At 71.9% G+C, this 24,903-nt stretch carries 23 protein-coding genes and 1 pseudogene; 13 read left to right on the top strand and 11 right to left on the bottom strand.

What is annotated here, in order from left to right; genetic code table 11:
• Positions 1–36 precede the first annotated feature (36 nt).
• The gene (locus ACQPXS_RS09630) at positions 37–219 is read left to right on the top strand and encodes a hypothetical protein (RefSeq protein WP_031226809.1); all 183 of its coding nucleotides are present in this window, start codon (positions 37–39) and stop codon (positions 217–219) included.
• A 542-nt stretch (positions 220–761) separates the two neighbouring features.
• Here ACQPXS_RS09630 and ACQPXS_RS09625 read toward each other — a convergent pair.
• A complete protein-coding gene (locus tag ACQPXS_RS09625) occupies positions 762–1,634 on the bottom strand; it encodes a hypothetical protein (protein ID WP_433448822.1) in 873 nt (290 codons plus the stop codon).
• A 141-nt stretch (positions 1,635–1,775) separates the two neighbouring features.
• On the bottom strand, positions 1,776–2,072 hold the full coding sequence (locus ACQPXS_RS09620; protein WP_433448820.1) for a hypothetical protein: 297 nt from the start codon (positions 2,070–2,072) through the stop codon (positions 1,776–1,778).
• A 98-nt stretch (positions 2,073–2,170) separates the two neighbouring features.
• Here ACQPXS_RS09620 and ACQPXS_RS09615 point away from each other — a divergent pair, with 98 nt between their 5' ends.
• On the top strand, positions 2,171–3,076 hold the full coding sequence (locus ACQPXS_RS09615) for an oxygenase MpaB family protein (RefSeq protein WP_433448818.1): 906 nt from the start codon (positions 2,171–2,173) through the stop codon (positions 3,074–3,076).
• Here the strand turns inward: ACQPXS_RS09615 and ACQPXS_RS09610 are convergent.
• The gene (locus tag ACQPXS_RS09610; RefSeq protein WP_433448816.1) at positions 3,053–3,586 is read right to left on the bottom strand and encodes a PadR family transcriptional regulator; all 534 of its coding nucleotides are present in this window, start codon (positions 3,584–3,586) and stop codon (positions 3,053–3,055) included. The genes ACQPXS_RS09615 and ACQPXS_RS09610 overlap by 24 nt on opposite strands.
• 110 nt (positions 3,587–3,696) lie before the next feature.
• Here ACQPXS_RS09610 and ACQPXS_RS09605 point away from each other — a divergent pair, with 110 nt between their 5' ends.
• Positions 3,697–4,452: an alpha/beta fold hydrolase gene (locus tag ACQPXS_RS09605; protein WP_433448814.1), complete on the top strand. Its 756-nt coding sequence runs from the start codon at positions 3,697–3,699 to the stop codon at positions 4,450–4,452.
• Between the two features lie 27 nt (positions 4,453–4,479).
• Here ACQPXS_RS09605 and ACQPXS_RS09600 read toward each other — a convergent pair whose 3' ends face one another.
• Entirely contained in the window at positions 4,480–5,085 is a 606-nt protein-coding gene (locus ACQPXS_RS09600) for a class I SAM-dependent methyltransferase (protein WP_433448812.1), read from the bottom strand.
• 151 nt (positions 5,086–5,236) lie between these two features.
• Here ACQPXS_RS09600 and ACQPXS_RS09595 point away from each other — a divergent pair, with 151 nt between their 5' ends.
• The 5 genes from ACQPXS_RS09595 (at position 5,237) to ACQPXS_RS09575 (ending at position 10,254) form a co-directional block, all read left to right on the top strand.
• Positions 5,237–6,010, top strand: a complete 774-nt coding sequence (locus ACQPXS_RS09595) for an MHYT domain-containing protein (protein ID WP_433448810.1) — start codon at positions 5,237–5,239, stop codon at positions 6,008–6,010.
• A gap of 48 nt (positions 6,011–6,058) precedes the next feature.
• Positions 6,059–8,590 (top strand): sensor histidine kinase, encoded by a 2,532-nt coding sequence (locus ACQPXS_RS09590; RefSeq protein WP_433448808.1) that lies wholly within the window; start codon positions 6,059–6,061, stop codon positions 8,588–8,590.
• Positions 8,587–9,024, top strand: coding sequence for a roadblock/LC7 domain-containing protein (locus tag ACQPXS_RS09585; protein ID WP_351804522.1), 438 nt, complete (start codon positions 8,587–8,589; stop codon positions 9,022–9,024). The genes ACQPXS_RS09590 and ACQPXS_RS09585 overlap by 4 nt, the downstream gene beginning before the upstream one ends.
• Positions 9,025–9,043: 19 nt before the next feature.
• Positions 9,044–9,454 (top strand): DUF742 domain-containing protein, encoded by a 411-nt coding sequence (locus ACQPXS_RS09580; protein ID WP_433448806.1) that lies wholly within the window; start codon positions 9,044–9,046, stop codon positions 9,452–9,454.
• A 197-nt stretch (positions 9,455–9,651) separates the two neighbouring features.
• Positions 9,652–10,254 (top strand): GTP-binding protein, encoded by a 603-nt coding sequence (locus ACQPXS_RS09575; RefSeq protein ID WP_356305719.1) that lies wholly within the window; start codon positions 9,652–9,654, stop codon positions 10,252–10,254.
• Positions 10,255–10,263: 9 nt separating this feature from the next.
• Here the strand turns inward: ACQPXS_RS09575 and ACQPXS_RS09570 are convergent, their stop codons facing one another.
• Positions 10,264–10,692, bottom strand: coding sequence for a PPOX class F420-dependent oxidoreductase (locus tag ACQPXS_RS09570; protein WP_356305721.1), 429 nt, complete (start codon positions 10,690–10,692; stop codon positions 10,264–10,266).
• A 91-nt stretch (positions 10,693–10,783) separates the two neighbouring features.
• On the opposite strand from ACQPXS_RS09570, the gene ACQPXS_RS09565 reads away from it, so the two are divergent.
• Positions 10,784–11,197 carry a roadblock/LC7 domain-containing protein gene (locus tag ACQPXS_RS09565; protein WP_433448804.1) on the top strand — a complete coding sequence of 138 codons (414 nt, stop codon included), beginning with the start codon at positions 10,784–10,786 and terminating at the stop codon, positions 11,195–11,197.
• Positions 11,198–11,323: 126 nt separating this feature from the next.
• Positions 11,324–12,160: pseudogene (locus ACQPXS_RS09560) on the top strand (DUF6397 family protein); the annotation flags it as partial.
• Positions 12,161–12,536: 376 nt separating this feature from the next.
• Here ACQPXS_RS09560 and ACQPXS_RS09555 read toward each other — a convergent pair.
• Both ACQPXS_RS09555 and ACQPXS_RS09550 read right to left on the bottom strand, forming a co-directional pair.
• Positions 12,537–13,406, bottom strand: coding sequence for an acyl-CoA thioesterase (locus ACQPXS_RS09555; RefSeq protein WP_433448802.1), 870 nt, complete (start codon positions 13,404–13,406; stop codon positions 12,537–12,539).
• A 40-nt stretch (positions 13,407–13,446) separates the two neighbouring features.
• The gene (locus ACQPXS_RS09550) at positions 13,447–15,960 is read right to left on the bottom strand and encodes a DEAD/DEAH box helicase (protein ID WP_433448800.1); all 2,514 of its coding nucleotides are present in this window, start codon (positions 15,958–15,960) and stop codon (positions 13,447–13,449) included.
• Between the two features lie 145 nt (positions 15,961–16,105).
• Between ACQPXS_RS09550 and ACQPXS_RS09545 the strand changes: the two genes are divergently transcribed.
• Complete coding sequence (locus ACQPXS_RS09545) at positions 16,106–16,900, top strand: metal-dependent hydrolase (RefSeq protein WP_351804534.1); 795 nt, start codon at positions 16,106–16,108, stop codon at positions 16,898–16,900.
• A gap of 86 nt (positions 16,901–16,986) precedes the next feature.
• On the opposite strand, the gene ACQPXS_RS09540 is transcribed toward ACQPXS_RS09545, so the two are convergent.
• The 4 genes from ACQPXS_RS09540 to ACQPXS_RS09525 form a co-directional block, all read right to left on the bottom strand.
• A complete protein-coding gene (locus ACQPXS_RS09540; RefSeq protein WP_351804536.1) occupies positions 16,987–17,250 on the bottom strand; it encodes a type B 50S ribosomal protein L31 in 264 nt (87 codons plus the stop codon).
• A 60-nt stretch (positions 17,251–17,310) separates the two neighbouring features.
• On the bottom strand, positions 17,311–17,778 hold the full coding sequence (locus tag ACQPXS_RS09535; protein WP_351804538.1) for a DUF5709 domain-containing protein: 468 nt from the start codon (positions 17,776–17,778) through the stop codon (positions 17,311–17,313).
• 594 nt (positions 17,779–18,372) lie between these two features.
• Positions 18,373–20,154, bottom strand: a complete 1,782-nt coding sequence (locus tag ACQPXS_RS09530; RefSeq protein ID WP_433448797.1) for an ABC transporter ATP-binding protein — start codon at positions 20,152–20,154, stop codon at positions 18,373–18,375.
• A complete protein-coding gene (locus ACQPXS_RS09525) occupies positions 20,151–21,956 on the bottom strand; it encodes an ABC transporter transmembrane domain-containing protein (RefSeq protein ID WP_433448795.1) in 1,806 nt (601 codons plus the stop codon). The genes ACQPXS_RS09530 and ACQPXS_RS09525 overlap by 4 nt, the downstream gene beginning before the upstream one ends.
• A gap of 343 nt (positions 21,957–22,299) precedes the next feature.
• On the opposite strand from ACQPXS_RS09525, the gene ACQPXS_RS09520 reads away from it, so the two are divergent.
• Positions 22,300–23,109 carry a L,D-transpeptidase family protein gene (locus tag ACQPXS_RS09520; RefSeq protein ID WP_433448793.1) on the top strand — a complete coding sequence of 270 codons (810 nt, stop codon included), beginning with the start codon at positions 22,300–22,302 and terminating at the stop codon, positions 23,107–23,109.
• Positions 23,110–23,272: 163 nt separating this feature from the next.
• Entirely contained in the window at positions 23,273–24,883 is a 1,611-nt protein-coding gene (locus ACQPXS_RS09515; protein ID WP_433448791.1) for a peptide-N4-asparagine amidase, read from the top strand.
• Positions 24,884–24,903: the final 20 nt, after the last annotated feature.

Genomic DNA, 24,903 nt, shown 5'->3' with positions numbered 1-24,903 from the left:
CAGAGAGCGGCAGTGGCCGCGAAGGAGGCGACGCTCATGTCCAACAATGCGAAGATCGCCGTCGGGGGTGTGGCGGTCGGGCTGATCCTGCTGATCTGGCTGCCCTGGTGGGTGGCGTTCCTGATCGTGGTCGGGGTTCCGGTCGCCGCGTATCTGGCGCTGGACCCCTCACAGCGGCGCAGGCTCCGCCGGGTCACGCGCAAGGAACTCGGCCGCTGACCGGACCGCCGGCGTCGCGGATGGATCCGGCTACTGAGACGTGAGAGCCGCGCGCTTCCCGGCGGCGTCCGCAGCCGGGAAGCGCGCGGAGGTGACTGCGGGGGCGGAGGGGCCTCTGGGCGGCACCAGGGCCCGCTCGCGGCAGGGCTGGGGGCTTGCCCTGAGGTCTCGCACTCGCACCGCGCGGGGCCACCAGGGCTCAGCGCCGGCCGCAGGGCCGTCGCTGAGCATGGCGGGCTGGGCGGCGGCTCCGGCCGCGCCGAGTCCTCGCGTGGGCGGTGCGGTCGTAGTTGGGCCTCGGGTTTCCGGGTGGGCGCCGCGGTCGCAGTTCGGCCCCGGTTCCTGGACAGGCGGTGCGGTCGCCGTCTGGCCTTGGTGGCGGCGGCTTGCAGTCGTCCGGCCACGATGGCGAGATTGCCGCCGCTTGCCCCCGGCGACCGTACGCGCGTCCGGCAACAGCGGGCAGGCGGCGGTGGGGGCCTGGCGTCAGGCGGTGGGCCCGAGCGGCGCCCCGCCTCGCATGCCGGCCCCGTCTCCCTGCCTCAGATGGGCCGTACGGCCATCTTGTCGAGTGCCTCCAGCAGGCCCGGCAGCTCGGGGCCCCGGCGCACCGGAAGGACCTCGCCGGGCTCCTCGTCGAGCAGGACGAAGGCGATGTCGTCGGTGCGGGCCACGATCGACCAGCCAGGGCCGTCGGCGCGCAACGTACGGGCGTCACCGGGGGCGAACGACGAGCGGACCCGGCCGAGCGGCGGCGGTGACTCGACGTAGGCGCGTGCCTCCGCGAGCACCCGCCTGATCCCCTGGTGGCGCGGCACGCCCTGCCCGCCCTCCGGCGACGACTGCTCGGCCGTCTCTGGCTCGCCCGGTTTCTCCTCGGCCTCCGGCTCCGCCTGCCCGCCCGGCGCGGCGAATTCCTCGTCCTTGAGCTGCTCCCGCCATGTGGCCCACTGCAGGGCTATCTCGTCGGCGCCCAGGCGGCGCTGGGCCGGTCCCCAGGAGCTGGTGTCCGGCGGGCTCAGCGCGGGCCGGTCCGCCACCTCGGGATCGGGGTCGTGCGGCGCGGGGACACCGGGAGCCGCGACGGCGACGGCCAGCGGCCAGCCCGGCAGGGCGGCCACGACCGCGCGCTCGTCCGGGGACAGCTCGTACTCCATGCCGCAGTCCCAGGACGCGATCGCCACGGCGACCAGCGAGACGTCGTCGATCACGACCGTCCAGCGCGCACCGTCGCCGTCCTGGCCCAGCACCAGCCCGTACCCGTCGGCGAGCGGCGCGAGTCCCAGCGCCGCACACGCCTCCGGGTAGTCGTCGCCCAGCACGCTCGGAAACTGTGCCGGCGTCAACAGCAGCGCCGTCAGTACGTACAGCGCATCGTCCGCGGCGGCGACGGCCTCATCGTCGGTCCCGGCCATCCCTGCCTCCCAGTGGTTGGTCCATCGGCGCGCACCCTAGTGCGAGCGGAAGCCGCTTGTCACGACTGCTCACACCACGCGGAGCTGCAGGTTTCCGCCTGGACGGGGGCGAAACGACCACGGCGGACCGAGAGCTTCCGCTCAGCTCGTGGGCAGCCCGAGGAGATCACGGGCCACCGCCGCGGGCGACTCGTCGCGCTCCCGGGCCAATGCGACGACGGCCCGGCAGGCGAGTTCGCTCACCCCGAAGGACAGTGCCTCCGGCGACACCCAGGCCGCCGCCTCCTCGATCCGGTCCTGGTCGTCCTCCGCTCGCGCCACGACATAAGTGGCCGCCGCTTCGAACAAGTTGTGCGCACGTCTCTCCCGAGTGCTCACCGGCTGCGCGTGCGTGGAGGCGCGGAGTCTGGCGGCGTACTTGCGTATCTGGCCGAACACGCGGACCACCCTCCCCCCGAACGGGGTCGTCGTCGATCGTTCATCTGCTGTCCTTCAACGTAGAGTTGTACTTTCCGCGGCAGAAGGGGGACGACGTCGTGAAGCGCTTCGAGCGGCTCGAGCAGATCCGGCGGCTGGACCCCGTGGCGGATGCCCTGGAGATCTACCGGCTCAGTGTGGCGTTCGAGTTCCCCTGGGACTACACCCGCGCCCTGGAGCTGGCCCTGTACCGCACGTACGCCGTGCCCAGCATCGGGCGGCTGCTCGCGCGGACGGCGGAGCTGACCGAGCGCACCCAGAAGCGGTACGACGACACCGCGCTGCTCCTCGACACCGTCGTCGAGCACGGTTTCGCCTCCGAGGAGGGCCGTACCGCGATCCGCCGCATCAACCAGATGCACCGCAGCTACGACATCAGCGACGACGACATGCGGTATGTGCTGAGCACGTTCGTCGTGATGCCGAGGCGCTGGATCGACGCCTACGGCTGGCGGCGGCTGTCGCGGCACGAGATCGTCGCCACCACCGAGTACTACCGCACCCTCGGCCGGCACCTGGGAATTCCCGCTGTCCCCGAGACGTACGAGGAGTTCGAGGCGCTCCTCGACGCGTACGAGGAGGAACACTTCGGCTGGGACGAGCAGTCCCGGCGGGTCTCGGACGCCACCCTCGACCTGATGGCGTCCTGGTACCCGCGTCCTCTGGCACCGTTGCTGCGCACCGCGACGCTCGCTCTGCTCGACGAGCCGCTGCTGCGCGCCTTCCGTTACACCCCGCCCGGCGCGGCCACCTCGGCTCTCGTGCGTCGGGCCGTACGCACGCGTGGCCGGCTCGTCCGGCTGCTGCCGCCGCGCCGTGCCCCGCACTTCGCACGGCAGAACTGGGAGATCAAGGGCTATCCGGACGGCTACCGGGTGGCGGACCTGGGCACCCGCCCGGTGCCCGGGCTGCGCGGCTGCCCGGTGCGGAGCCGGGACGGCTCAGCGCCCGATGTCGTCGAGTGAGGCGAGGGTGTCGCGCAGCCAGGCCAGCTCGGCGCGGCTCGTGGCACGCGCGATGGTGAGGACACCGCGCCGGAACGGGTCGTCCAGCTCCTCGGCGCGCAGCGGCCGGTCGCCGTCGTAGAAGAAGCTCGCCGGCTCCTCCAGAAAGGCCAGCCGGCGTCGCAGTACCGCCGCCTGGGCGGCGGGATCCTCCAGGTGCCGCAGGAACGCGAGCAGCGTGAACCACTGGTTCTCGTCGGTGATCTCGCGCTGCGCGGGCTCGGCGAGCCGGCGCCTGAGCTCACGCCTGCCCTCCTCGGTCAGCCTCAGTACGTGGCGCGGTGCGGCCACGGCGCCCGGCTCGGTGGCCCGGACCAGCAGACCCGCTTTCTCCAGCCGCTTGATCGCCGGGTACAGCGTGCTCTCGGCGATGGGCCGCACATGGCCGGTGAGGGCCGCGATGTGCCGGCGCAGGATGTAACCGTGCAGCGGGGCGTCGTAGAGGAAACCGAGGATGGCGAGTTCGAGCACGGTCGCATTCTCGCCCGGGGCGCTGTACCTCGCCAACCCGATACTTCCATGCGGTTATACATCGACGTCGAGGTATATTGGAAGCGTCGGAGGACACCAGGGAGGGCAACGTGAAGCAGGCCGTGTTCGACAGTGAGGACAGCCGGATCCGCTGGACCGAGGCGCCGGGGACGGAACCCGCGCGGGTGTATCTGCACGGGCTCGGGTCGATGTCCGCCGTCTATCACGCGCACATCGCCGCCCGCGCCGAACTCGCGGGCCGGCGCAGCCTGTTCGTGGACCTGCCGGGACACGGCCTCAGCGACCGGCCCGGGACGTTCGGCTACACGCTGGAGGAGCACGCCGACGCGGTGGCGGTCGCGCTCGACCAGGCCGGTGTCCGCGGCGCCGAGTTGATCGCGCACAGCATGGGCGGTGCCGTGGCCATCGTGCTGGCCCACCGGCGGCCCGACCTGGCCTCGCGGCTGATCCTCACCGAGGCCAACCTGGACGCCTTCCCGCCGCTCACGGCCGCCAGCAGCGGAATCGCCGCCTATGAAGAGGACGACTTCGTCGACGAGCAGCACGCGCGCGTGCTGCAGACCGTCGGTCCGCTGTGGGCGGCCACCATGCGGCTGGCCGACCCGCGCGCCCTGCACCGCAGCGCCGTCGGCCTCCGCCGGGGCTCGGAGCCGGTGATGCGTACGATCCTGGAAAAGCTGCCCGTCGAGCGGGTCTATCTCCAGGGCGAGCTGAGCGGCGAACTGGAGGGCCGGGAGAGCCTGGAAGCCGCGGGAGTGCGCGTGGTGACGGTGCCGGGCGCCGGGCACAACGTCATGTTCGACAACCCCGACGCCTTCGCGGCGGCCGTCGCCGGAACGGACTGACCCGCCCGGCTCTCGATGATGCGACGTTCAGTCCTCGCGCCGGCGCACCGCGAGCGCGAGGAAACGGGCGTCCTCGTCGACGTACGACGTCATGTTCCATCCAGAGCGGTGCAGCAGCGGACCGAGGTTGGTCTCGGCGCGTAGGTCGTCGGGGGTGATCTGCCGGCCCTGACGTGCCGCCAGAGCCGCACGACCGATGGGATGGAACAGCGCGAGCATGCCTCCGGGCCGCACCACTCGGACCAGCTCCCGCAAGTTCTGCTCCGGGTGCGGCAGATGGGCGATCAGGCCGGCCGCGAACACGGCGTCCAGCGAGCCGGAGCGCAGCGGCAGCGCGGCGACGTCCGCCCGCAGCAGGCGCGCGTTCCGATCACGGCCTGCCCGCACCGCGGCCTGGAGCATCGCAGACGTCAGATCGGCCCCCAGCACCACCCCGGACGCGCCCACGGCGGCCCGCAGCGGCGGCAGGGCACGCCCCGTGCCGCAGCCCGCGTCGAGCACACGGTCGCCCGGCCGCAGTCCGAGATCGGCTACCGCCGCGGCGTAGGCGGGACCGTCGTCCGGGAACCGGCTGTCCCAGTCGGCCGCGCGGGCGGTGAAGAACTCCTGCACGTGTGTGTGGTCGTCGCTCATGTTCCGCATGATTCCTCACCGTCGCGGGGGATACATAGGCGCACATGTTCGGGCCGGACCCGATCGTTCCGTCGCATCTGCCTGTCATATTCCAACACCTTTCGAAATGCGCCCCCTTTGTGCGACCGTGCCCCCCTAGCGTCCCTTGGCCATGGGACACCTGGACCACGCCGCCTTCGGCTGGCTGACCCCCGTACTGTCGTACGTCATGGCCTGCATAGGCGCCGCACTCGGACTGCGCTGCACCGTTCGCGCGCTCGGCACCACCGGCCGCTCGCGCCGCAATTGGCTCATCACCGCGGCCTCCGCGATCGGGACGGGCATCTGGACCATGCATTTCGTGGCCATGCTCGGCTTCCGCGTCAGCGGCACCGACATCCGCTACAACGTGCCGCTGACCATCCTCAGCCTCCTCGTCGCCATGGTCGTCGTCTGCGCCGGCGTCTTCGCCGTCGGCTACAGCCGCGACCGCACCCGGGCGCTCCTCGTCGGCGGCCTCACCACCGGGCTGGGCGTCGCGAGCATGCACTACCTGGGCATGGCGGCGGTCCGGCTGCATGGCGGCGTCAAGTACGACCCCGGCCTCGTCGGAGTGTCGGTGCTGATCGCCGTCGTGGCGGCGACCGCGGCCCTGTGGGCCGGGCTCAACATCAAGTCGCCCCTCGCGGTCACCGTCGCCTCCCTGGTCATGGGAGCGGCCGTCAGCAGCATGCACTACACCGGGATGTTCGCGGTGAAGGTGCATGTGAACCCGTCCGGCGAGACCCTGCCCGGGGCCACGGCGATGCAGTTCATCTTCCCCCTCGCCGTCGGCCTCGGGTCCTACCTGTTCATCACCTCGGCCTTCGTCGCCCTCTCGCCCACGGCCGACGAGCGAAAGGCGTCCGCCTCCGCCCAGCGGCCCGTCGAGAGCATCGCCCGCTAGCGGGAGCCCGGCCCGAGCGCCCCGACCCACGTTCCGAGCGAGGAGGCCATGCGCCCACCCCGTACCACCCCGAAAGCCGGCACTCCCGCGCATCCGCCGCGCGGCCGCCGCGCACACGCCGGACCACCCGCCGCCGAGGAGGCCAACCGCCCGCTCGGCACGCCGGCCAAGGCACGCGCGCGTGGCAACCGCCGGTATCTGCGCCCCCGCACCGTGCGCGCCAAGGTGGTCAGCCTGCTGATGGTGCCGGTCGTCTCCCTGCTCGCCCTGTGGGCGTACGCCACCGTCACCACCGCCCAGGACGTGGCCCGGCTGCGGCAGTCCCAGCGGGTCGACGCCGAACTGCGCACCCCGGTGGCCGCGGCGGTCACCGCCCTCCAGGCCGAGCGCACCGCAGCCGTGCGCTACGCCACGGCCGGCACGGGCGACGGCACCGATCTGCGAAGCCTGGCCGCCCGCACCGACAGGGCGGTGGCCAAGCTGCGGCTCGGCGGCGACAACACCGTCGCCGACAGCCAGGAACTGCCCGCCGGTGTCTCCGAGCGCCTCGGCACCTTCGTCACCGGTGCCGAGCACCTGCGCACCCTGCGCACGGCCGTGCTCGACCGCAAGGCCGCCTGGGACACGGTGTACGCCCGGTACACGAAGACGATCGGCGCGGCCTTCACCGTGGACGGCGCCCTCACCGGCATCCAGCGGGACGACGTCGGCTCGGACGCGCGCGTGCTGCTCGAATTCAGCCGGGCCGCCGAGGCGCTGGCCCAGGAGGACACCCTGCTCGGCAGCGTGCGGAGCGCCGGTCAACTGCAGGGCGAGCGGCTACGGCTGTTCGGCGCCGCCGTCGCCGCGCGCCGTACCCTCACCGAGTCCGCGGTCGCCGATCTGCCCGACGCCCAGCGCGCCGCCTGGCAGGAACTGGCCGGCAGCGACACCTACACCGCTCTCGGAGCCGCCGAGGACAAGATCATCGCTGCCGGGCCCGGCGGCAAGCCGGCCGACGCGGCGCCGCAGACCGCCTGGAACGCCGCCCACGCGCGCGTGCAGGACGGCATGCAGGGCATCGCGGCGGACACGGGCCGGGCCGTCGCGGGCCGGGCCGACCCGTTCACCCGCGGCCTGCTCAGCCCCGCGGGCGCCGCCGTGCTCCTCGGCCTGGCCGCCGTCGCCGCCTCCCTCGTCATCTCGGTCCGCATCGGACGCGGTCTCGTGGTCGAGCTCGTGAGCCTGCGCAACGACGCCCTGGAGATCGCCCGCCGCAAACTCCCCGAAGCCATGCGCCGACTGCGCGCGGGCGAGGAGATCGACATCCAGGCGGAGGCGCCCGCCGGACCACCTGCCGAGGACGAGACGGGGCAGGTCTCGGAAGCGCTGACCACCGTCCACCGCGCCGCCCTGCGCGCCGCCGTCGAACGCGCCGAACTCGCCAGCGGCATCTCCGGCGTCTTCGTCAACCTGGCCCGCCGCAGCCAGGTCCTGGTCCACCGCCAGCTCAGCCTCCTGGACAGCATGGAGCGCCGCTCGGACGACCCCAACGAGCTGAGCGACCTGTTCCGCCTGGACCACCTCACCACGCGCATGCGGCGGCACGCCGAGAGCCTGATCATCCTCTCCGGCGCCGCACCCGGCCGGGCCTGGCGCATGCCGGTGTCCCTGACCAACGTCGTACGGGCCGCCGTGTCGGAAGTCGAGGACTACGCGCGCGTGGAGGTGCGTCAGCTCCCCGAGGCCCACGTCATCGGCACCGCCGTCGCCGACCTCACCCATCTGCTCGCCGAACTCGTCGAGAACGCCGCCCAGTTCTCCCCGCCCCACACGCGCGTACGCGTCACCGGGGAACCCGTGGGCAACGGCTACGCCCTGGAGATCGAGGACCGGGGACTCGGCATGGGCGCCGAGACCCTCGCGAAGGCCAATCGCCGCATCGAACAGTCCGAGGCCCTCGACCTGTTCGACAGCGACCGGCTCGGACTCTTCGTCGTCAGCCGGCTCGCCTCCCGGCACGACGTCAAGGTACATCTGCGGACCTCACCGTACGGAGGCACCACCGCGGTCGTCCTGCTGCCCACCGCCCTGCTGCACGGCGGCCCAGTGGAACGTTCCTCCCAGCAAGGTGAGCAAGCCCGGCAGGAGCCGGAACGCGAGTACGCGCGCGTCCCCGACAGTTCAATTCAGGAGGCCGTGGCCGCACGCTCGGACCGGCCCGCCCTCGCGGCCACCGTTCCCGCCCCGCACGGTGCCGCCGACGAGCCGGACCCAAACGGAACCGGCGACGAAACACCACCTCCCGGAGTCACCACCTTGAGGCTGCACCGACCGCCGAGCGACTCCGAGAGCAGCGACGACCTGCCACGCCGTGTGCGCCAGGCCAGCCTCGCACCCCAGCTCCGCCGGCAGCGTCCCGAAGCGCCCGCGCCCGAGACCGCACGGCACAGCGACGAACGACGCACCCCCGAACTGGTACGGGACCGCATGGCCGCCTACCGCGACGGCTGGGCTCGCGGCGGCGGCAGACAGCCCGGGCGCGGTGCCGCCCCGGAACCCGAAACGGGCAGTGACAGCAGCGAAGGAGACCCGGCATGATCCAGGACCCGAACACGAGTGCCGGCCAGCGCTCCGGCGAACTGGACTGGTTGCTCGACGACCTGGTGATGCGCGTGAGCGAGGTACGGCACGCCGTCGTGCTCTCCAACGACGGACTCGCCGTCGGCGCCTCCACCGCCCTCGCGCGGGAGGACGCCGAGCACCTCGCCGCCGTGGCCTCCGGGTTCAACAGCCTCGCCAAGGGCGCCGGACGGCACTTCGGAGCGGGCGGCGTGCGGCAGACCATGGTCGAGATGGACGACGCGTTCCTCTTCGTGGCCGCCGCCGGTGACGGTTCCTGCCTCGCCCTGCTCACCGCCGTCACCGCCGACATCGGGTTGGTCGCCTACGAGATGGCCCGCCTGGTCAAACAGGTCGGCGAGCACCTGTACACGCCGCCGCGGGTCGCCGCGCAGCCGCCCGCAGCCGGATGACCCGGAACAGGCGGCACAGATGACCGACAACCAGAGCGCCGGTCCGTGGGAGCCGGGCAGCCAGTGGTACGACGGCGAGGCCGGACCACTCGTGCGCCCGTACGCGATGACGGGTGGGCGTACCCAGCCGGGCCCCACCGGGGTGCGCTTCGACCTGATCGCCCTCGTCACCCTCGACCCCGCGGCACCGGCGCTCGAGGACGCCGCGCTCGGCCCCGAGCACCGGACCCTGATCGAACTGTGCCGCACGGAGACACAGTCCGTCGCCGAACTCGCGGCGGACGCCGACCTCCCCGTCGGCGTCGTACGGGTGCTCCTCGGCGATCTCCTGGAACTCGGCTGCGTGGTCATCAGCCGCCCCGTGCCGCCGGCCCACCTGCCCGACGAGCGGATTCTCCGCGAGGTCATCGCGGGACTGCGAGCACTGTAGATGAACGTTCCGAAGCCGCCGTACACCGCGCAGCGTCCCGATCCGTACGCGTTCCGCCCCCGACCGGACGCAAGTCAGTCACATCAGGTGCATTCCGGTCCAACAGCCCGGTGGTGCCGCTCCGTTGTCATGATGCTGCCTTCGCGCCCGCAGCAGACGGACGCCCACCGCAGCCGGCCCTCCCGAGAGAAGTGATCATGGTCACCGAGCACTCCGAAGCCGTCGGCGACAACGCCGCCCTGGCGCTGAAGATACTGGTCGCCGGTGGATTCGGCGTCGGCAAGACGACCCTGGTCGGGGCCGTCAGCGAGATCCGGCCGTTGCGCACCGAGGAACTCCTCAGCGAGGCAGGGCAGTTGGTGGACGACACCGACGGCGTGGACCAGAAGGTCACCACCACCGTCGCCATGGACTTCGGTCGCATCACCATCCGCTCCGGCCTGTCCCTCTACCTCTTCGGCACACCGGGACAGGACCGCTTCTGGTTCCTCTGGGACGAGTTGTCCCAGGGCGCCCTCGGCGCCGTCGTCCTCGCGGACACCCGGCGCCTGGAGGACTGCTTCCCCGCGGTCGACTACTTCGAGCACCGGCACATCCCGTTCGTGGTGGCCGTCAACTGCTTTCCGGGCGCCCGCACCTACGGCGCTCACGACGTCTCACGTGCCCTCGACCTGGACCGCGGCACCCCCGTGGTGCTGTGTGACGCCCGTGACCGGGACTCCGGCAAGGAAGTCCTGATCCGGCTCGTCGAGTACGCCGGGCGGATGCACACCGCCCGGCTCCTGGACTCGGTCGGCTGACCCCGCCGCTCAGGCCGCCAGATCCCTCACGGCCACCACCTGGTCGACCGGGACCCTGACCAGCAGCTCACCCGGAACGCCGTTGCGGGCGCCGTACTCCTCGGCGCGATCTTCGCCCATGTACCGGGCGGCGATCCGGGTGGCCCAATGCCGCAGCTCGTCCAGGTCCTCGGACAACCGCGCCCGGCCGTTCAGCACCACGAAGTGGAACGGCGGCCGATCGTCGTCCACACACAGGGCGACCCGTCCGTCCCGGGCTAGATTGCGCCCCTTCACCGTGTCCTTACCCGTGTTGAAGACCAGTTCGTCCCCGTCCAGGAGAAACCAGATCGGGGCCACATGAGGGCTCCCATCGGCGCGAACGGTGGACAGCTTGCCGGTCCGGGTGCCGTGCGAGACGAACGCCCGCCATTCCTCGTCGGTCATCTTCTGTGCCATGCGCCCATCCTGCTTGCCCGGACGCCGGACGTGGGGAAGGCTGGCGGGGAGTTCCTCCAGCCAGGGGGAGACATCACACGGGGAGACGGAGATGGCGCAGAACCAGGGACTCGGCTGGCTCCTGGACGATCTGACCGGGCGAGTGGACGACGTGCGGCACGCGCTGGTCCTGTCGAACGACGGATTGGTCACGGGCGCGAGCACGGGCCTACGCCGTGAGGACGCCGAGCATCTGGCCGCCGTTGCGTCCGGGCTGCACAGCCTGGCCAAGGGATCGGGACGCCACTTCGGCGCCGGCAGGGTACGCCAGACCATGATCGAGTACGACGACGCGGTGCTGTTCGTGACCGCGGCCGGCACCGGCAGCTGCCTGTGCGTGCTCAGCGGCGCTGAGGCCGACATCGGCCAGATCGCCTACGAGATGGCCCTGCTCGTCAATCGCGTCGGCGAACACCTCGGCGTCGACGCCAGGCAACCGGAGCGCACCCCCGTCACAGACGCCTGACCTGTAATTTCTCCTCGCGTCGCGGAGTTGTCCACAGGGCCGACAAGCCCTGGACCGAATTGGCTACGGTGTGTGCACGGCGAACGCACAAGGCGTGAGCCAGCGACTCCACGGGGGAGTACGACCATGTCGGCAATCACTTTCAGCCCGCCCCGGCCCGCCACCTGCGCCCCGAGCCACGCCGCCCGGGAACTGGGTCTCAAGCGAGGCGAGTTCGACCTCGCCGTACACCTCGGCCACATTCGCACCGTGCCCGACGAGGGCGGGGGAGGAGGTCGCAGGGTGGAACGCGCGGAGATCGACCGCGTTCGCGCACAGGAGGGCTACCCGGACACTCTGCATGAGCGCGTGCGGGTGGTGGGCACCGCCGAGGGCGCCGCGCTCATGGAGATCCCGGCCGGGCGGTTCACCCGCCTCGCCCGCCTGGGCCTGCTCGTGCCGGTGAAGTGGTACCTCAACCGCTACCGAGCCGTGGTCTGGCTGTATCTGGCCGAAGACCTGCGGGACTTCACCTCGGACGCCAAGAACGCCCACCTGCTCAAGGGGCGTACGCCCGAGAACCTGCGAGGCCAGCTGGAGACCGGGGTGGACCTGCGCGCCCGCAACTGGCGGGGACGCCGCCTCGGGTTTCTGCTGAGGCAGGCAGAAGAGCCGTGGGTTCGGGCCGGCGCCGTGGCAGCATTCCTCTCGCCCGTCGAGATCGCCGACCTCGTCAGGGATCCGTACGAGCGTGCCTGTCTGAACCGGTTCCGGCCCGCGCCACCCGGTCAGGGCACACCGGGATCGCCTGCCGCGCACCTCGCCGAGCGGATCACGATCGCGCAGGACGCGGACGAGATCGAGTGGCTCCGCAGCGAACTGGCCCATGTGCTCGCGGAGGCGCGCGCCCTCTCACCGGCCCCGCGCCCGGCCGCCCGTCGCACCGCGCCGACCATGCGAGCTGTCGCGCGGCCCATCCCGCCCATGGCCCGCACGGTCACAGGACCCATGGAGCCGACGGTGCCGGCGCCGTCGGAGCCCGGGGAGGAACCGACCGTGGCCCGGGCCCCCGAGCGGCCGCTGCTCGGACCGCCCGGGCCGGTGACGGTGGTGTCCGGGGCGAATGGCGAACCGTTGCCGGGGGCGCCTGAGCCGGAGGACGAGCCCGTGGTGCGAGCCTTCGCGTGGCACGGCACCCCGGCGTTGCCGGCGGCCGCGCCGTCGTCGGCCCACCAAGGACACCGCCGGCCCGAGCAGGCCGGGCCGCGCACCAACCGCGGTCTGCGCGCGTGGCTGCGGCGCAGAAGCCCGCGGCCCGCGCGGATCTGACCCACCGTGCCTCAGGCCGGCCCCCGGCCCGCTACAGGGACCTGAACAGGCCCTCCTGGACAACCGAGACGAGCAGACGCCCCTGCAGGTCGTAGATGCGTCCGCGGGCCAGGCCCCGGCCACCGGTGGCGATCGGCGACTCCTGGTCGTACAGGAACCACTCGTCCGCGCGGAAGGGCCGGTGGAACCACATGGCGTGATCCAGCGAGGCCATGTCGAAGTTCCGCGGCCCCCACAGCGGTTCGACCGGGATGCGGACGGCGTCCAGGAGGGTCATGTCACTGGCGTAGGTCAGCGCGCACGTGTGCACCAGCGGGTCGTCACCGAGCGGTCCGACCGCGCGCATCCACACGGCACTGCGCGGCTCGGCCCCCTTGATGTCCTCGGCGTTCCAGCGCAGCCGGTCGACATAGCGGATGTCGAAGGGCTGGCGGCGCGCCATCCGCTCCAACTGCTCCGGCAGCGCGCCCAGGTGCTTGCGGATCTCCTCGGAGACCGTCGGCAGCGACTCCGGGTCCGGCACCTCACGGGCCGGCGTCAGCTGGTGCTCGAACGGTCCTTCCTCAGGCTTGTGAAAGGAGGCGGTCAGATTGAAGATCGTACGGCCTTGCTGTACGGCCGTGACCCGGCGCGTGGTGAACGACCGGCCGTCGCGGACCCGCTCCACCTGGTACACGATGGGTACGCCGGGGCGGCCCGGGCGCAGGAAGTACGCGTGCAGGGAGTGCACCGGGCGGTCGCCGTCCGTGGTGCGGCCGGCGGCGACCAGTGCCTGGCCCGCCACCTGGCCGCCGAAGACCCGCTGCAGCGACTCCTGCGGGCTTCGGCCACGGAAGATGTTGACCTCGATCTGCTCCAGGTCGAGCAGATCGACCAGTCGCTCGGCCGGATTCGTCGTCATCGGTGGGATTCTCCTGGGCTCACAACTGGTCGACAAGGGTTCACAGCTGACCGACGTCGGTGACGCGCACGACCGCACGGCCCTCGGCGTCCGAGGCAGCGAGGTCGACCTCTGCGCTGATGCCCCAGTCATGGTCGTCGTTCGGGTCGTCGAAGATCTGGCGGACGCGCCAGATGCCGTTCTCCGGCTCCTCGTTGATGACCAGCAGCTTGGGGCCGCGGGCGTCGGGGCCGGTGCCGAGGTCGTCGTACTCGTCCCAGTACTTGTCCATCGCCTCGCCCCAGGCGTCGGCGTCCCAGCCGGAGTCGGCGTCCATCTCGCCGAGTTCCTCGACCTGGTCGAGGGCGGCCAGTTCCACGCGGCGGAACATGGCGTTGCGGACCAGGACCCGGAAGGCGCGCGCGTTGGTGGTGACCGGCTTGACCTCGTCGGCCTTCTCCTGGGCCTCTTCGGCGGTCATCTCCTCCGGGTTCGCGAGCTGCTCCCACTCGTCCAGCAGGCTGGAGTCCACCTGCCGCACCATCTCGCCGAGCCACTCGATCAGATCCTGCAGGTCCTCGGACTTGAGGTCGTCCGGGATGGTGTGGTCGAGGGTCTTGTAGGCGCTGGCCAGGTAGCGCAGCACGATGCCCTCGGTGCGGGCCAGCTCGTAGAAGGACACCAACTCCGTGAAGGACAGCGCCCGTTCGTACATGTCCCGGATGACCGACTTCGGCGACAGCGGATGGTCGCCGACCCAGGGGTGGCTCTTGCGGTAGGTGTTGTACGCGTGGAAGAGCAGCTCCTCCAGGGGCTTCGGGTACGTGATGTCCTGGAGGCGCTCCATGCGCTCCTCGTACTCGACACCGTCCGCCTTCATCGCGGCGACGGCCTCGCCGCGCGCCTTGTTCTGCTGGGCGACGAGGATCTGCCGCGGGTCGTCCAGGGTGGACTCGACGACGGAGACCATGTCGAGGGCGTAGGACGGCGACTCGGGGTCGAGGAGTTCGAACGCGGCGAGCGCGAACGTGGACAGCGGCTGGTTGAGCGCGAAGTCCTGCTGCAGGTCGACCGTGAGGCGGACGATACGGCCCTCGGCGTCGGGCTTGTCGAGCTTCTCCACGATCCCGCCGTCGAGCAGCGACCGGTAGATCGCGATGGCCCGGCGGATGTGCCGGAGCTGCTGCCTGCGCGGCTCGTGGTTGTCCTCCAGGAGGTGGCGCATCGCGCCGAACGCGTTGCCCGGGCGGGCGATCACCGACAGCAGCATCGTGTGCGTCACCCGGAAACGCGAGGTCAGCGGTTCCGGTTCCGACTCGATCAGCTTCTGGAAGGTGTTCTCCGTCCAGCCGACAAAGCCCTCCGGCGCCTTCTTGCGCACCACCTTGCGCCGCTTCTTCGGGTCGTCGCCCGCCTTCGCCAGCGCCTTCTCGTTCTCGATGACGTGCTCCGGCGCCTGCGCCACGACGAGCCCCGCCGTGTCGAACCCGGCCCGGCCGGCCCGGCCCGCGATCTGGTGGAACTCCCGGGCGCGCAGCGTGCGTACGCGGCTGCCGTCGTACTTGGTGAGGGCGGTGAACAGCACCGTGCGGATGGGCACGTTGACGCCGACACCGAGCGTGTCCGTGCCGCAGATGACCTTCAGCAGGCCCGCCTGGGCGAGCTTCTCCACCAGACGGCGGTACTTGGGCAGCATGCCGGCGTGATGGACGCCGATCCCGTGCCGTACGTAACGGGAGAGGTTGCGGCCGAACTTGGTGGTGAAGCGGAAGTTGCCGATCAACTCGGCGATCTGGTCCTTCTCCTCGCGCGAGCACATGTTGATGCTCATCAGCGCCTGGGCCCGCTCCACGGCCTGCGCTTGGGTGAAGTGCACGATGTACACCGGGGCCTGCCTGGACTCCAGCAGGTCGGTGAGCGTCTCGGTGAGCGGGGTGAGCTTGTAGTCGTAGGAGAGCGGCACCGGGCGGGTCGCCGAGCGGACCACCGACGTGGGGCGGCCGGTGCGGCGGGTGAGATCCTTCTCGAAGAACGACATATCGCCCAAAGTGGCCGACATCAGGATGAACTGCGCCTGTGGGAGTTCCAGCAGCGGAATCTGCCAGGCCCAACCGCGGTCGCCCTCGGCGTAGAAGTGGAACTCGTCCATGACGACCTGGCCGACGTCCGCGTCCTTGCCGTCGCGCAGCGCGATCGACGCCAGCACCTCGGCGGTGCAGCAGATCACGGGGGCGTCGGCGTTCACGGAGGCGTCGCCGGTCAGCATGCCGACGTTCTCGGTGCCGAACAGCTTGCACAGTTCGAAGAACTTCTCCGACACCAGGGCCTTGATCGGGGCCGTGTAGAAGGTGACCTCGTCCCTGGCCAGCGCGGCGAAGTGGGCGCCCGCGGCGATCATGCTCTTGCCCGAGCCGGTCGGCGTCGAGACGATCACGTTCGCCCCGGAGACCACCTCGATCAGCGCCTCCTCCTGGTGGGGGTAGAGGGTGAGGCCGCGCTCCTGCGCCCACGACTCGAAGGCTTCGTACAGGGCGTCGGGGTCGGCGGTCGGCGGCAGCTGATCGATGAGGGTCACGCACCCATCTTGCCTGGCCTCTACCCCGAGAGGGGAATCGGCTGCGGGCGGGAAGATCACGGCCGCTACGCTGTGGCGCCGACGACAGGTCAGCGCACCAGGTCAACTGGACAGCGGCACACGAGGAATGGGGCGGGAAGCGGCCATGATGGGACCAGCACACTCACTGTCGGGGGCCGCGGCCTGGCTCGGCGTCGGAGCGGCAGCCGCCGCGGCAGGTCACCCGATGCCCTGGCCGGTCCTCCTCTGCGGCGCGCTGATCTGCGCCGGCGCCGCGCTCGCCCCGGACCTCGATCACAAGGCGGCCACGATCTCCAGGGCCTTCGGGCCGATCTCACGCTGGATCTGCGAGATCGTGGACAAGCTGTCGTACGCCGTCTACAAGGCGACCCGGATGAAGGGCGACCCGCGCCGTTCCGGAGGTCACCGAACGCTGACGCACACCTGGCTGTGGGCGGTGCTGATCGGCGCGGGCTGCTCGGCGGCGGCGATCGCGGGGGGCCGCTGGGCCGTGCTGGCGATCCTGTTCGTGCACATGGTGCTGGCGATCGAGGGGCTGCTGTGGCGGGCGGCACGCGGCTCCAGCAGCGATGTCCTGGTCTGGCTGCTGGCGGCGACCACCGCGTGGATTCTCGCGGGCGTCCTGGACAAGCCGGGCAACGGCTCCGACTGGCTGTTCACGGCACCGGGCCAGCAGTACCTGTGGCTGGGGCTGCCGATCGTGCTCGGCGCGCTGGTGCACGACATCGGGGACGCGCTGACGGTGTCCGGCTGCCCGATCCTGTGGCCGATCCCCCTGGGCCGCAAGCGCTGGTACCCCGTGGGGCCGCCGAAGGTGATGCGGTTCCGGGCCGGGAGCTGGGTGGAGCTGAAGGTGCTGATGCCCGTGTTCATGCTCCTCGGCGGCGTGGGCTGCGCGGCGGCCCTCAACGTCATCTGAGGCACCCCTCGGATGCGAGGCACGCCGTGCATCCGAGGCGCCCGGCACCCGGCCGGAGGTACCCCTGCCCGAGGTGCCCCTGGGGATCAGGTCGCCTCGCCGGCCTCCGCCCCGCCGTACCGGCGCTCGAAGCGGGCGACACGGCCCTCGGTGTCGACCGTGCGGGCCTTGCCCGTGTAGAAGGGGTGGCTCTCCGAGGAGATCTCCACGTCGATCACGGGGTAGGTCTGGCCGTCGTCCCACTCGATGGTCTGCTCGCTCTGTGCGGTCGAGCGGGTCAGGAACGCGTAGCCGGCGGCCCGGTCACGGAAGACCACGGGGTGGTAGTCGGGGTGCTTGTCCTGCTGCATGGCTGCTCCTCCTGCGAGGCGGTCGGGCAGGGCGCGGGCGGGTCGACCGGAGCCAGCGGGTCAGCCGGGCAGGGAGTCCTCGTCGACGATGTGCATCGCGGCCTCCTCGGCGGAGGCGGCGGCGCCGTCGATGCCGACGTCATTGGCGACGAGGGCGGCCTCCTCGTCCTCGTGCGCCCCCTCGTCCGGGGCCACCAGCCGACCGGAGCGGAGGTTGCCGACCTCGTTGTCGAGGAGTTCCCCGTCGGTGTCGCGGTCACCGATGTCGTCGCCGTCGCGGGCGACGAGGTCGGGCTGCTCCTCGGCGAGCCGCTGGTCGAGGGTCTCGCCCGCCTGGCGTTCGGCCGCCGTCACCCCTGTGTGCTCCACCGCCCAGGGTCGCTCGGGCGGGGACCAGCCACGGTCGAGCGGGTCCGAGACGCCGTCGAAATCCAGTGTGTCCTCGACGTCGAGCACCCCCGAGTCCTCCCGGATCTCCGAGGGATCGGGCTGGTAGACGTCGTCCCCCCAGCCGTCGACGCTGTCCACGAGTACCTCCAGGTGGTGAGGACGGCCATGTGCCACCGCTATGGGGAGCGGGCCGCCGGCACGCGTGGCGCGAGGTTCACGCGTCGCGAACCGGATGGTTCGAGGGCGTTCCCCACACCGGTGCCGTTCTCCAGACTTCCACCCCTGCTCGGGACCGCGCAACGGCACGGGCGCCGGTCACTGCCCACGCCGGAGATCCGGCACCGGTCATACCCCACAGCGGGCCCGCTCGCCGTGGCCCGGCTGCCCGAGGTGCCGGCAGAGGCGGCGGCGCACCTGCCCGCCGTGACCTGGCTCGGTGCAGTGCCGGCGGGTCCTACCGGGCGCCCGCTCGCGATGGACCGGCTGCCCGAAGTGCCGGAAGGCGCGGCTGCCGACCTGTCCGGCCCGACCCGGCGGGGCCGAGCGCCGGCGGCGGCCCTCGCCGCGCGCCCGCCCGCCGCACACAGGTCGTCCGAAGATCCGGCAGTCGCGGTCACCGCACCCGGCGGTGCGCAACCGGTCACCGCCGGGAGCGGCGCCGCGAGCGCGGGGACCGGCCTTGACCGCAGTTGCTGCGCCTCGGTACCGGTCGCCCGCGTGCTCGCCGGAGCGTCAGCCGTGCCAGGACCGCCACAGCGCCGCGTACGCGCCGTCCGCCTCGACCAGCTCGTGATGGCTGCCCAGCTCGCTGATGCGGCCGTCCTCCACGACGGCGATCACGTCGGCGTCATGGGCGGTGTGCAGACGGTGGGCGATGGCGACCACGGTGCGGCCGTCGAGGACCCGGGCCAGGGAGCGCTCCAGATGCCGGGCGGCGCGCGGGTCCAGCAGCGAGGTCGCCTCGTCCAGGACCAGCGTGTGCGGATCGGCGAGCACCAGCCGGGCCAGCGCGATCTGCTGGGCCTGCGCCGGGGTCAGCGCAAGACCGCCGGAGCCGACCTCGGTGTCCAGGCCGTCGTCCAGTGCCCGTGCCCAGCCGTCCGCGTCAACCGCGCCCAGCGCCTCCCACAGCTCGGCGTCTGTCGCATCGGTGCGGGCCAGCAGGAGGTTGTCGCGCAGGGAGCCGACGAACACGTGGTGTTCCTGATTGACCAGGGCGACGTGCGACCGGACGCGTTCCGCGGGCATCCGGGACAGCTCCGCGTCGCCCAGGGTGATCCGACCGTCGCGGGGTGCGTAGATCCCGGCGAGCAGCCTGCCCAGGGTGGACTTGCCCGCGCCCGAGGGGCCCACCAGGGCCAGCCGGGTGCCCGGGGCGACCTCCAGGGACACCTGGCGCAGCACGTCGACGCCCTCGCGGTAGCCGAAGTGCACCTGGTCGGCCCGCACGTCCCGCCCGTCCGGCGCCAGCGAGGCGTCCCCGGCGTCCGGCTCGATGTCCCGCACACCGACCAGGCGGCCCAGCGACACCTGGGCGACCTGCACCTCGTCGTACCAGCGCAGGATCAGGTTCACCGGGTCGACGAGCATCTGCGCGATGAGGGCGCCGGTGGTCAGCTGCCCCACACCGATCCAGCCGTTCAGGACGAACGCCCCGCCGACCATCAGCACCGAGCCGAGCACGATGACGTGCACGGCGTTGATGACCGGGAAGAGCACGGACCGCAGCCACAGCGTGTACCGCTCCCAGGCGGTCCACTCCTTGATCCGCCGCTCCGACAGGGCGACGCGGCGGGCGCCGAGCCGGTGCGCCTCGATGGTGTGGCCCGCGTCCACCGTCTCGGCGAGCGCGGCGGCGACGGCCGCGTATCCGGCGGCTTCGGAGCGGTAGCCGGAGGGCGCCCGTCTGAAGTACCAGCGGCACCCGGCCACCAGCACCGGCACGGCGAGCAGCACCGCGGCAGCCAGTGGCGGAGCCGTCACGACGAGCCCGCCGAGCAGCAGCAGGGCCCACACGACACCGATCGCGAGCTGCGGCACGGCCTCGCGCATCGCGTTGGCCAGGCGGTCGATGTCGGTGGTGATGCGGGAGAGCAGATCGCCCGTCCCCGCCCGTTCCAGCACGCCCGGCGGCAGCCCGACCGACCGGACGAGGAAGTCCTCGCGCAGGTCGGCCAGCATCCGCTCGCCGAGCATCGCCCCCCGCAGCCGCACCTGACGGGTGAAGACGGCCTGCACCAGCAGCGCGATCACGAACAGCCCGGCGGTCAGGCCCAGATGAAGCTCACGGGACCGGTCGGACACCCGCTCGACCAGGTCGCCGAGCAGGTACGGACCCACCATGGAGGCGATCACGGCCACCGTGTTGACGCCGATGAGCAGCAGGAACGCCCGGCGGTGCCGGCGGAACAGCTCGGCGACATAGGCGCGCACGGTCGCGGCCGCGCCGACGGGCAGGGTGGTGGCGGTCGTCGGGGCCGCCGGGTCGTACGCCGGTGGCGCAATGCCGATCATGCGCTCTCCTCGATCTCTTCCAGCTCCGGGCGGGCGCCCACCAGGGCGGCCTCGTCGGTTTCGGCCAGTTCGTCGTCCGTCTCCCGGGTGACCACGGCCCGGTATCGCGGCTCGCTGTCGACCAGTTCGCGGTGCACGCCGACCGCCGCGACCTCGCCGTCGTGGACCAGGACGACCCGGTCCGCGCGGTCCAGCATCAGCGGTGAGGAGGTGAACACCACGGTCGTGCGTCCCGAGCGCAGCCGGCGCAGTCCGTCCGCGATCCGTGCCTCGGTGTGTGAGTCGACCGCGGAGGTCGGCTCGTCGAGCACCAGCACCTCGGGGTCGGTGATCAGCGACCGGGCGAGGGCGAGCCGCTGGCGCTGGCCGCCCGACAGGGACCGTCCGCGCTCGGTGATGCGGGCGTCCATCGGGTCGGCGGCGTCCAGGGATCCCTGGACGAGCGCGTCGAGGACGTCGTCGCACTGCGCCGCGGCCAGCGCGTCCGCTGCCTGTACGGCTCCCGAGGCGGGCACGTCGAGCAGTTCGCGCAGCGTGCCGGACAGCAGCACCGGATCCTTGTCCTGGACGAGGACGGCGGTGCGCGCGCTGTCCAGGGGAAGGTCGTCCAGGGCGACCCCGCCGAGCAGCACCGAGCGGCCCGGCTCGGTCGGATGGCCGCCGAGCCGCTCCGCGAGCCTGCCCGCCGCGTCCGGGTCGCCGCAGACCACGGCGGTCAGGCGGCCGGCGGGAGCGAGCAGACCGGTGCCGGGGTCGTACAGGTCGCCGCCCGGCACTTCCGCCTCGAGGGTGCCTTCGGTGGCCGTGGACCGCTCCAGTGACAGCACGCGGGCCGCCCGTTTGGCCGAGGGGCGGGAGAAGGAGTAGGCCATCGCGATCTCTTCGAAATGGCGCAGCGGATAGTTCAGGATCATCACCGCGCTGTAGACGGTGACGAGTTCGCCGACGGTGATCCGGCCCTGGCGGGCCAGGTGGATGCCGTGCCAGACGACGGCGATGAGCAGCAGGCCGGGCAACAGCACCTGGACGGAGGAGATCAGCGACCACATCCGGGCGCTGCGCACCGCGGCGTGCCGTACCTCCTGCGAGGCACGGCGGTAGCGGTCGAGGAAGAGCTCCTCACCGCCGATGCCGCGCAGCACCCGCAGCCCGGCGACCGTGTCCGAGGCGAGCTCGGTGGCCCGGCCCGCCTTCTCGCGCTGCACATCGGCGCGGCGCGTCGCCCGGGGCAGCAGCGGCAGCACCGCGAGCGCCACGACCGGCAGTCCGACGGCGACGATCACGCCCAGGGCGGGCTGGTAGACGAGGAGGCCGACACAGACCACCACGACCGTCAGGGCGGCCGCGGTGAACCGGGAGACCGCCTCGACGAACCAGCCGATCTTCTCGACGTCGCCGGTGGAGACCGCCACCACCTCGCCGGCGGCGACCCGCCGGGTCAGGGCGGAGCCGAGCTGGGCCGCCTTGCGCGCCAGCAGTTGCTGGACGCGGGCGGCGGCCGTGATCCAGTTGGTGACGGCGGTCCGGTGCAGGAAGGTGTCGCCGAGGGCGATGCCCGTGCCGCACAGCAGCATCAGACCGCCCGTCAGGGCGAGCCGGACGCCGGAGCGGTCGACGACCGCCTGGACGGCCAGGCCGACGCAGAAGGGCAGGGCAGAGACGGAGACGAAGTGCAGCAGGCCCCAGGCGAGCGCCTTCAGCTGCCCGCCCAGTTGGTTCCGCCCGAGCCACCACAGGAATCGGGGGCCCGAACGTGCGTCCGGGACGCCCGGATCGGAGTACGGAAGGTCTTGAATCTGCATGACGATCCAGTGGCTCGTGTCAGGAGGGAAAGGATGACGAGGGGGACGAGGGGATGGGGTGAAGTGGGGAGGCGGCGAAGAGCGGTGACAAGCCGTGAAAGGTTCGCGTCGCTCGGTGGTGAATTTCAAACGGTTTTCCCGGTGGAACGGCGAAGTCCACCGGCTTCCGGCCGCTGACACCGGGACCGGACCCGGTCGGGGTCGTGGTGGACGGCGTTCGCCGGACAGGTGGCCGGCCGGTCGAGCGCGTGCGTTCGGCCGTCACCCGAATGTCCGGAAGATCGCGCAATGGGCCGTTACGTGGTGCCACGATGGTCGCGTGTGGATCCACAGTGTGCGGCGAATGACGGTCGCGGTGACGGCTTTTGGGACTCTCCTGGCGACTCTGTCGGCGTGCGGCACCGATGCCTCCGGCCCGGCCCGCGCCGGCGGGGCGACGGGCTCCCGCGGCCAGGCCGGGCCGAGCCCGACTGTGTCGAGCGCGGCGTCGAGCGCGGCGTCGAGCGCGGCGTCGACCGCGGCGTCGACCGCGGCGTCGGCCCCGGTGTCGGCCGCCCCCACGACCGACGCGACCCGGATCCCTGGCGTCGGTGACCGGCTGGGCCGGCAGATCCCCCCTGACTCCAGTCAGGTCGTCGCGGTGTACGGCGAGGGCGAGGACTCGCCCGACTCCACGGTCGTGCTCTACACCCGGGAGGGCCCGGAGTGGCGGCCGGTGGCCGACTGGCCGGCGCACAACGGCCGGAACGGCTGGACCACGGACCACCACATGGGCGACGAGCGCAGCCCCGTCGGCGTGTTCGGTCTCTCCGACGCGGGAGGTGTGCTCGACGACCCGGGCACCCTCCTGCCGTACGACCAGGACGCGGTCGCCTACGCGCCGCCGGCCGACTGGGGTGAGGCGCACCAGCACGACTTCGACTACGTCATCGCCATCGACTACAACCGTCTCCCGGGCACCCCGCCGCACGACGGCACGCGCCCCCAGGGTGACGACAAGGGCGGCGGCATCTGGCTGCATCTCGACCACGGCGACGGCACGTCCGCGTGCGTCAGCGTGTCCAAGGACGCCATGGAGTTCCTGCTGCGCACGCTCGACCCGGCACAGCATCCGGTCATGGTGATGGGCGACCGGGCGGCACTGCGCGCCTGACGGACCGGCGCGGACGCCGTCCGGCAGCCAGAAGGGGCCTAGCGCGATCCGGGCAGCCGCATGCGTGAAGGGCGGCCCGGCGCCGATGCGCCCGGCGCCCGATCGCGCCGTTCCCCTGAGGCGTCATTGCGGGCCGGCCCCGACCGGCCGTAGAACACCGGCCATGAGAAGACGGATAGTCATGTCCATGCTTGCCGGAGCGACCCTCCTGGCGAGCGCGCTCTTCAGCACCGGCGCCGCTGCCGCCCAAGCGGCCGACGTCCCGGCCGAGTTCGGCACCGACTGGCACGACCCGGTCACCGCGGCGCCGCCCGTCGAGCGGCCGCACACCACGTCGTGCCAGGTTACGCTGGCCGACGCCCAGTTCCGCGACTTCACGCCGTACCGGGGCGCGTACACCCCGCCCCAGGGCTGCGGCGACCACTGGAGCAAGGTGGTGCTGCGGCTCGACGGCAAGGTGAAGGGCCGTCAGTACGACCGTCTCGGCTATCTGCACGTCGGTGGGGTGGAGATCCTGCGCACCTCCACCCCGGAGCCCTCGCCCGACGGCATCGAATGGCACGTCGAGAAGGACGTCACCCGCTACAGCGACACCTTCCGCAGCCCGCAGGACGTCGAGATGCTGATCGGCAACGTCGTGAACGACACCTACACCGGCGTCATCGACGTGCACGTCACTCTGACCTTCTACGCGGGCCATCCCCCGCGGCAGACCCCCGACCGCGTGCTCACCCTCGCCGACACACCCGACGGTACGACCCTTACCACCCCGCGCAACAGCGAGCGGATCGTCGCCGAGGTCTACGCGACCGGTTCGGGCGGCGGCTGCGAGGAGTTCTGGTACCTGACCGTGGCCGACCCGGCGTCGTACTCCTGCAAGGCCGATCACGGCCCCTACCGCGAGGTGCAGATCAAGGTCGACGGTCAACTCGCCGGAATCGCCGCGCCGTTCCCGAACGTGTGGACCGGCGGCTGGTCCAACCCCTTCCTGTGGTACGTCGTTCCGGCGCCGGGTGCCTTCGACGTCCGGCCGATCGAATACGACCTCACACCTTTCGCGGGCCTGCTCAACGACGGGCGTGCGCACCGTGTCGAGGTCTCCGTCGTCGGCGTGCCCGCGGGGCAGTCGGGCTGGAGCGCGCCGGTGAACGTCCTGGTCTGGCAGGACGCGCACCGCGCCCACGTCACGGGGGCGCTCACCGGGAACAGGGCGACGGACATCGCCAACTCCTCCACCTACACCCCCGGTTCGGAGAACCGCGTCAACACCGAGGCGGGACACCGGCTCACCGTGTCCGGATACCTCGACACCTCGCACGGCCGCGTGACCACCACCGTCACCCGGATACTCGCCAACACCTCCGTCCACCGCTGGACCGACGGGGAGAACACGGACGGGCTGGACGCGACCTGGTCCGACGACCAGACGGTCACCGTCGGCGGGCACGGTCCCGCGCGGACGACGCACACCGACCGGACGTACACCATGAACGGCACGACGACCATCGGCGCGGACGACCGGCTGCGCACCGTGCTGACGCTCGGCGACCGCGCGTCGGTCGTGGAACTGCGGGACGGCCGTCGCACCGCGTGGTCGCGGCTCGACGACACCTACAGCGGCGACGCGGCGTACACGATCAACGTTCCGCGCGACCAGCGGCACGCCGTCGGCACGTCGACCGAGCGCTACCGGCTGTACGGCTCCGACGGCTGCTACGACCGTTCGCTGACCACGGTCCAGGGAGTGCTGACGGAGGATCGCGAACGCTGCTGAGCACATACCGGCGGGCCGTC

The organism is Streptomyces sp. CA-142005 (genome assembly GCF_050942335.1).
Lineage (GTDB): Bacteria > Actinomycetota > Actinomycetes > Streptomycetales > Streptomycetaceae > Streptomyces.
The sequence above is the reverse complement of the archived record's forward strand: the minus strand, read 5'-3'. Positions and strand labels throughout refer to the sequence as shown.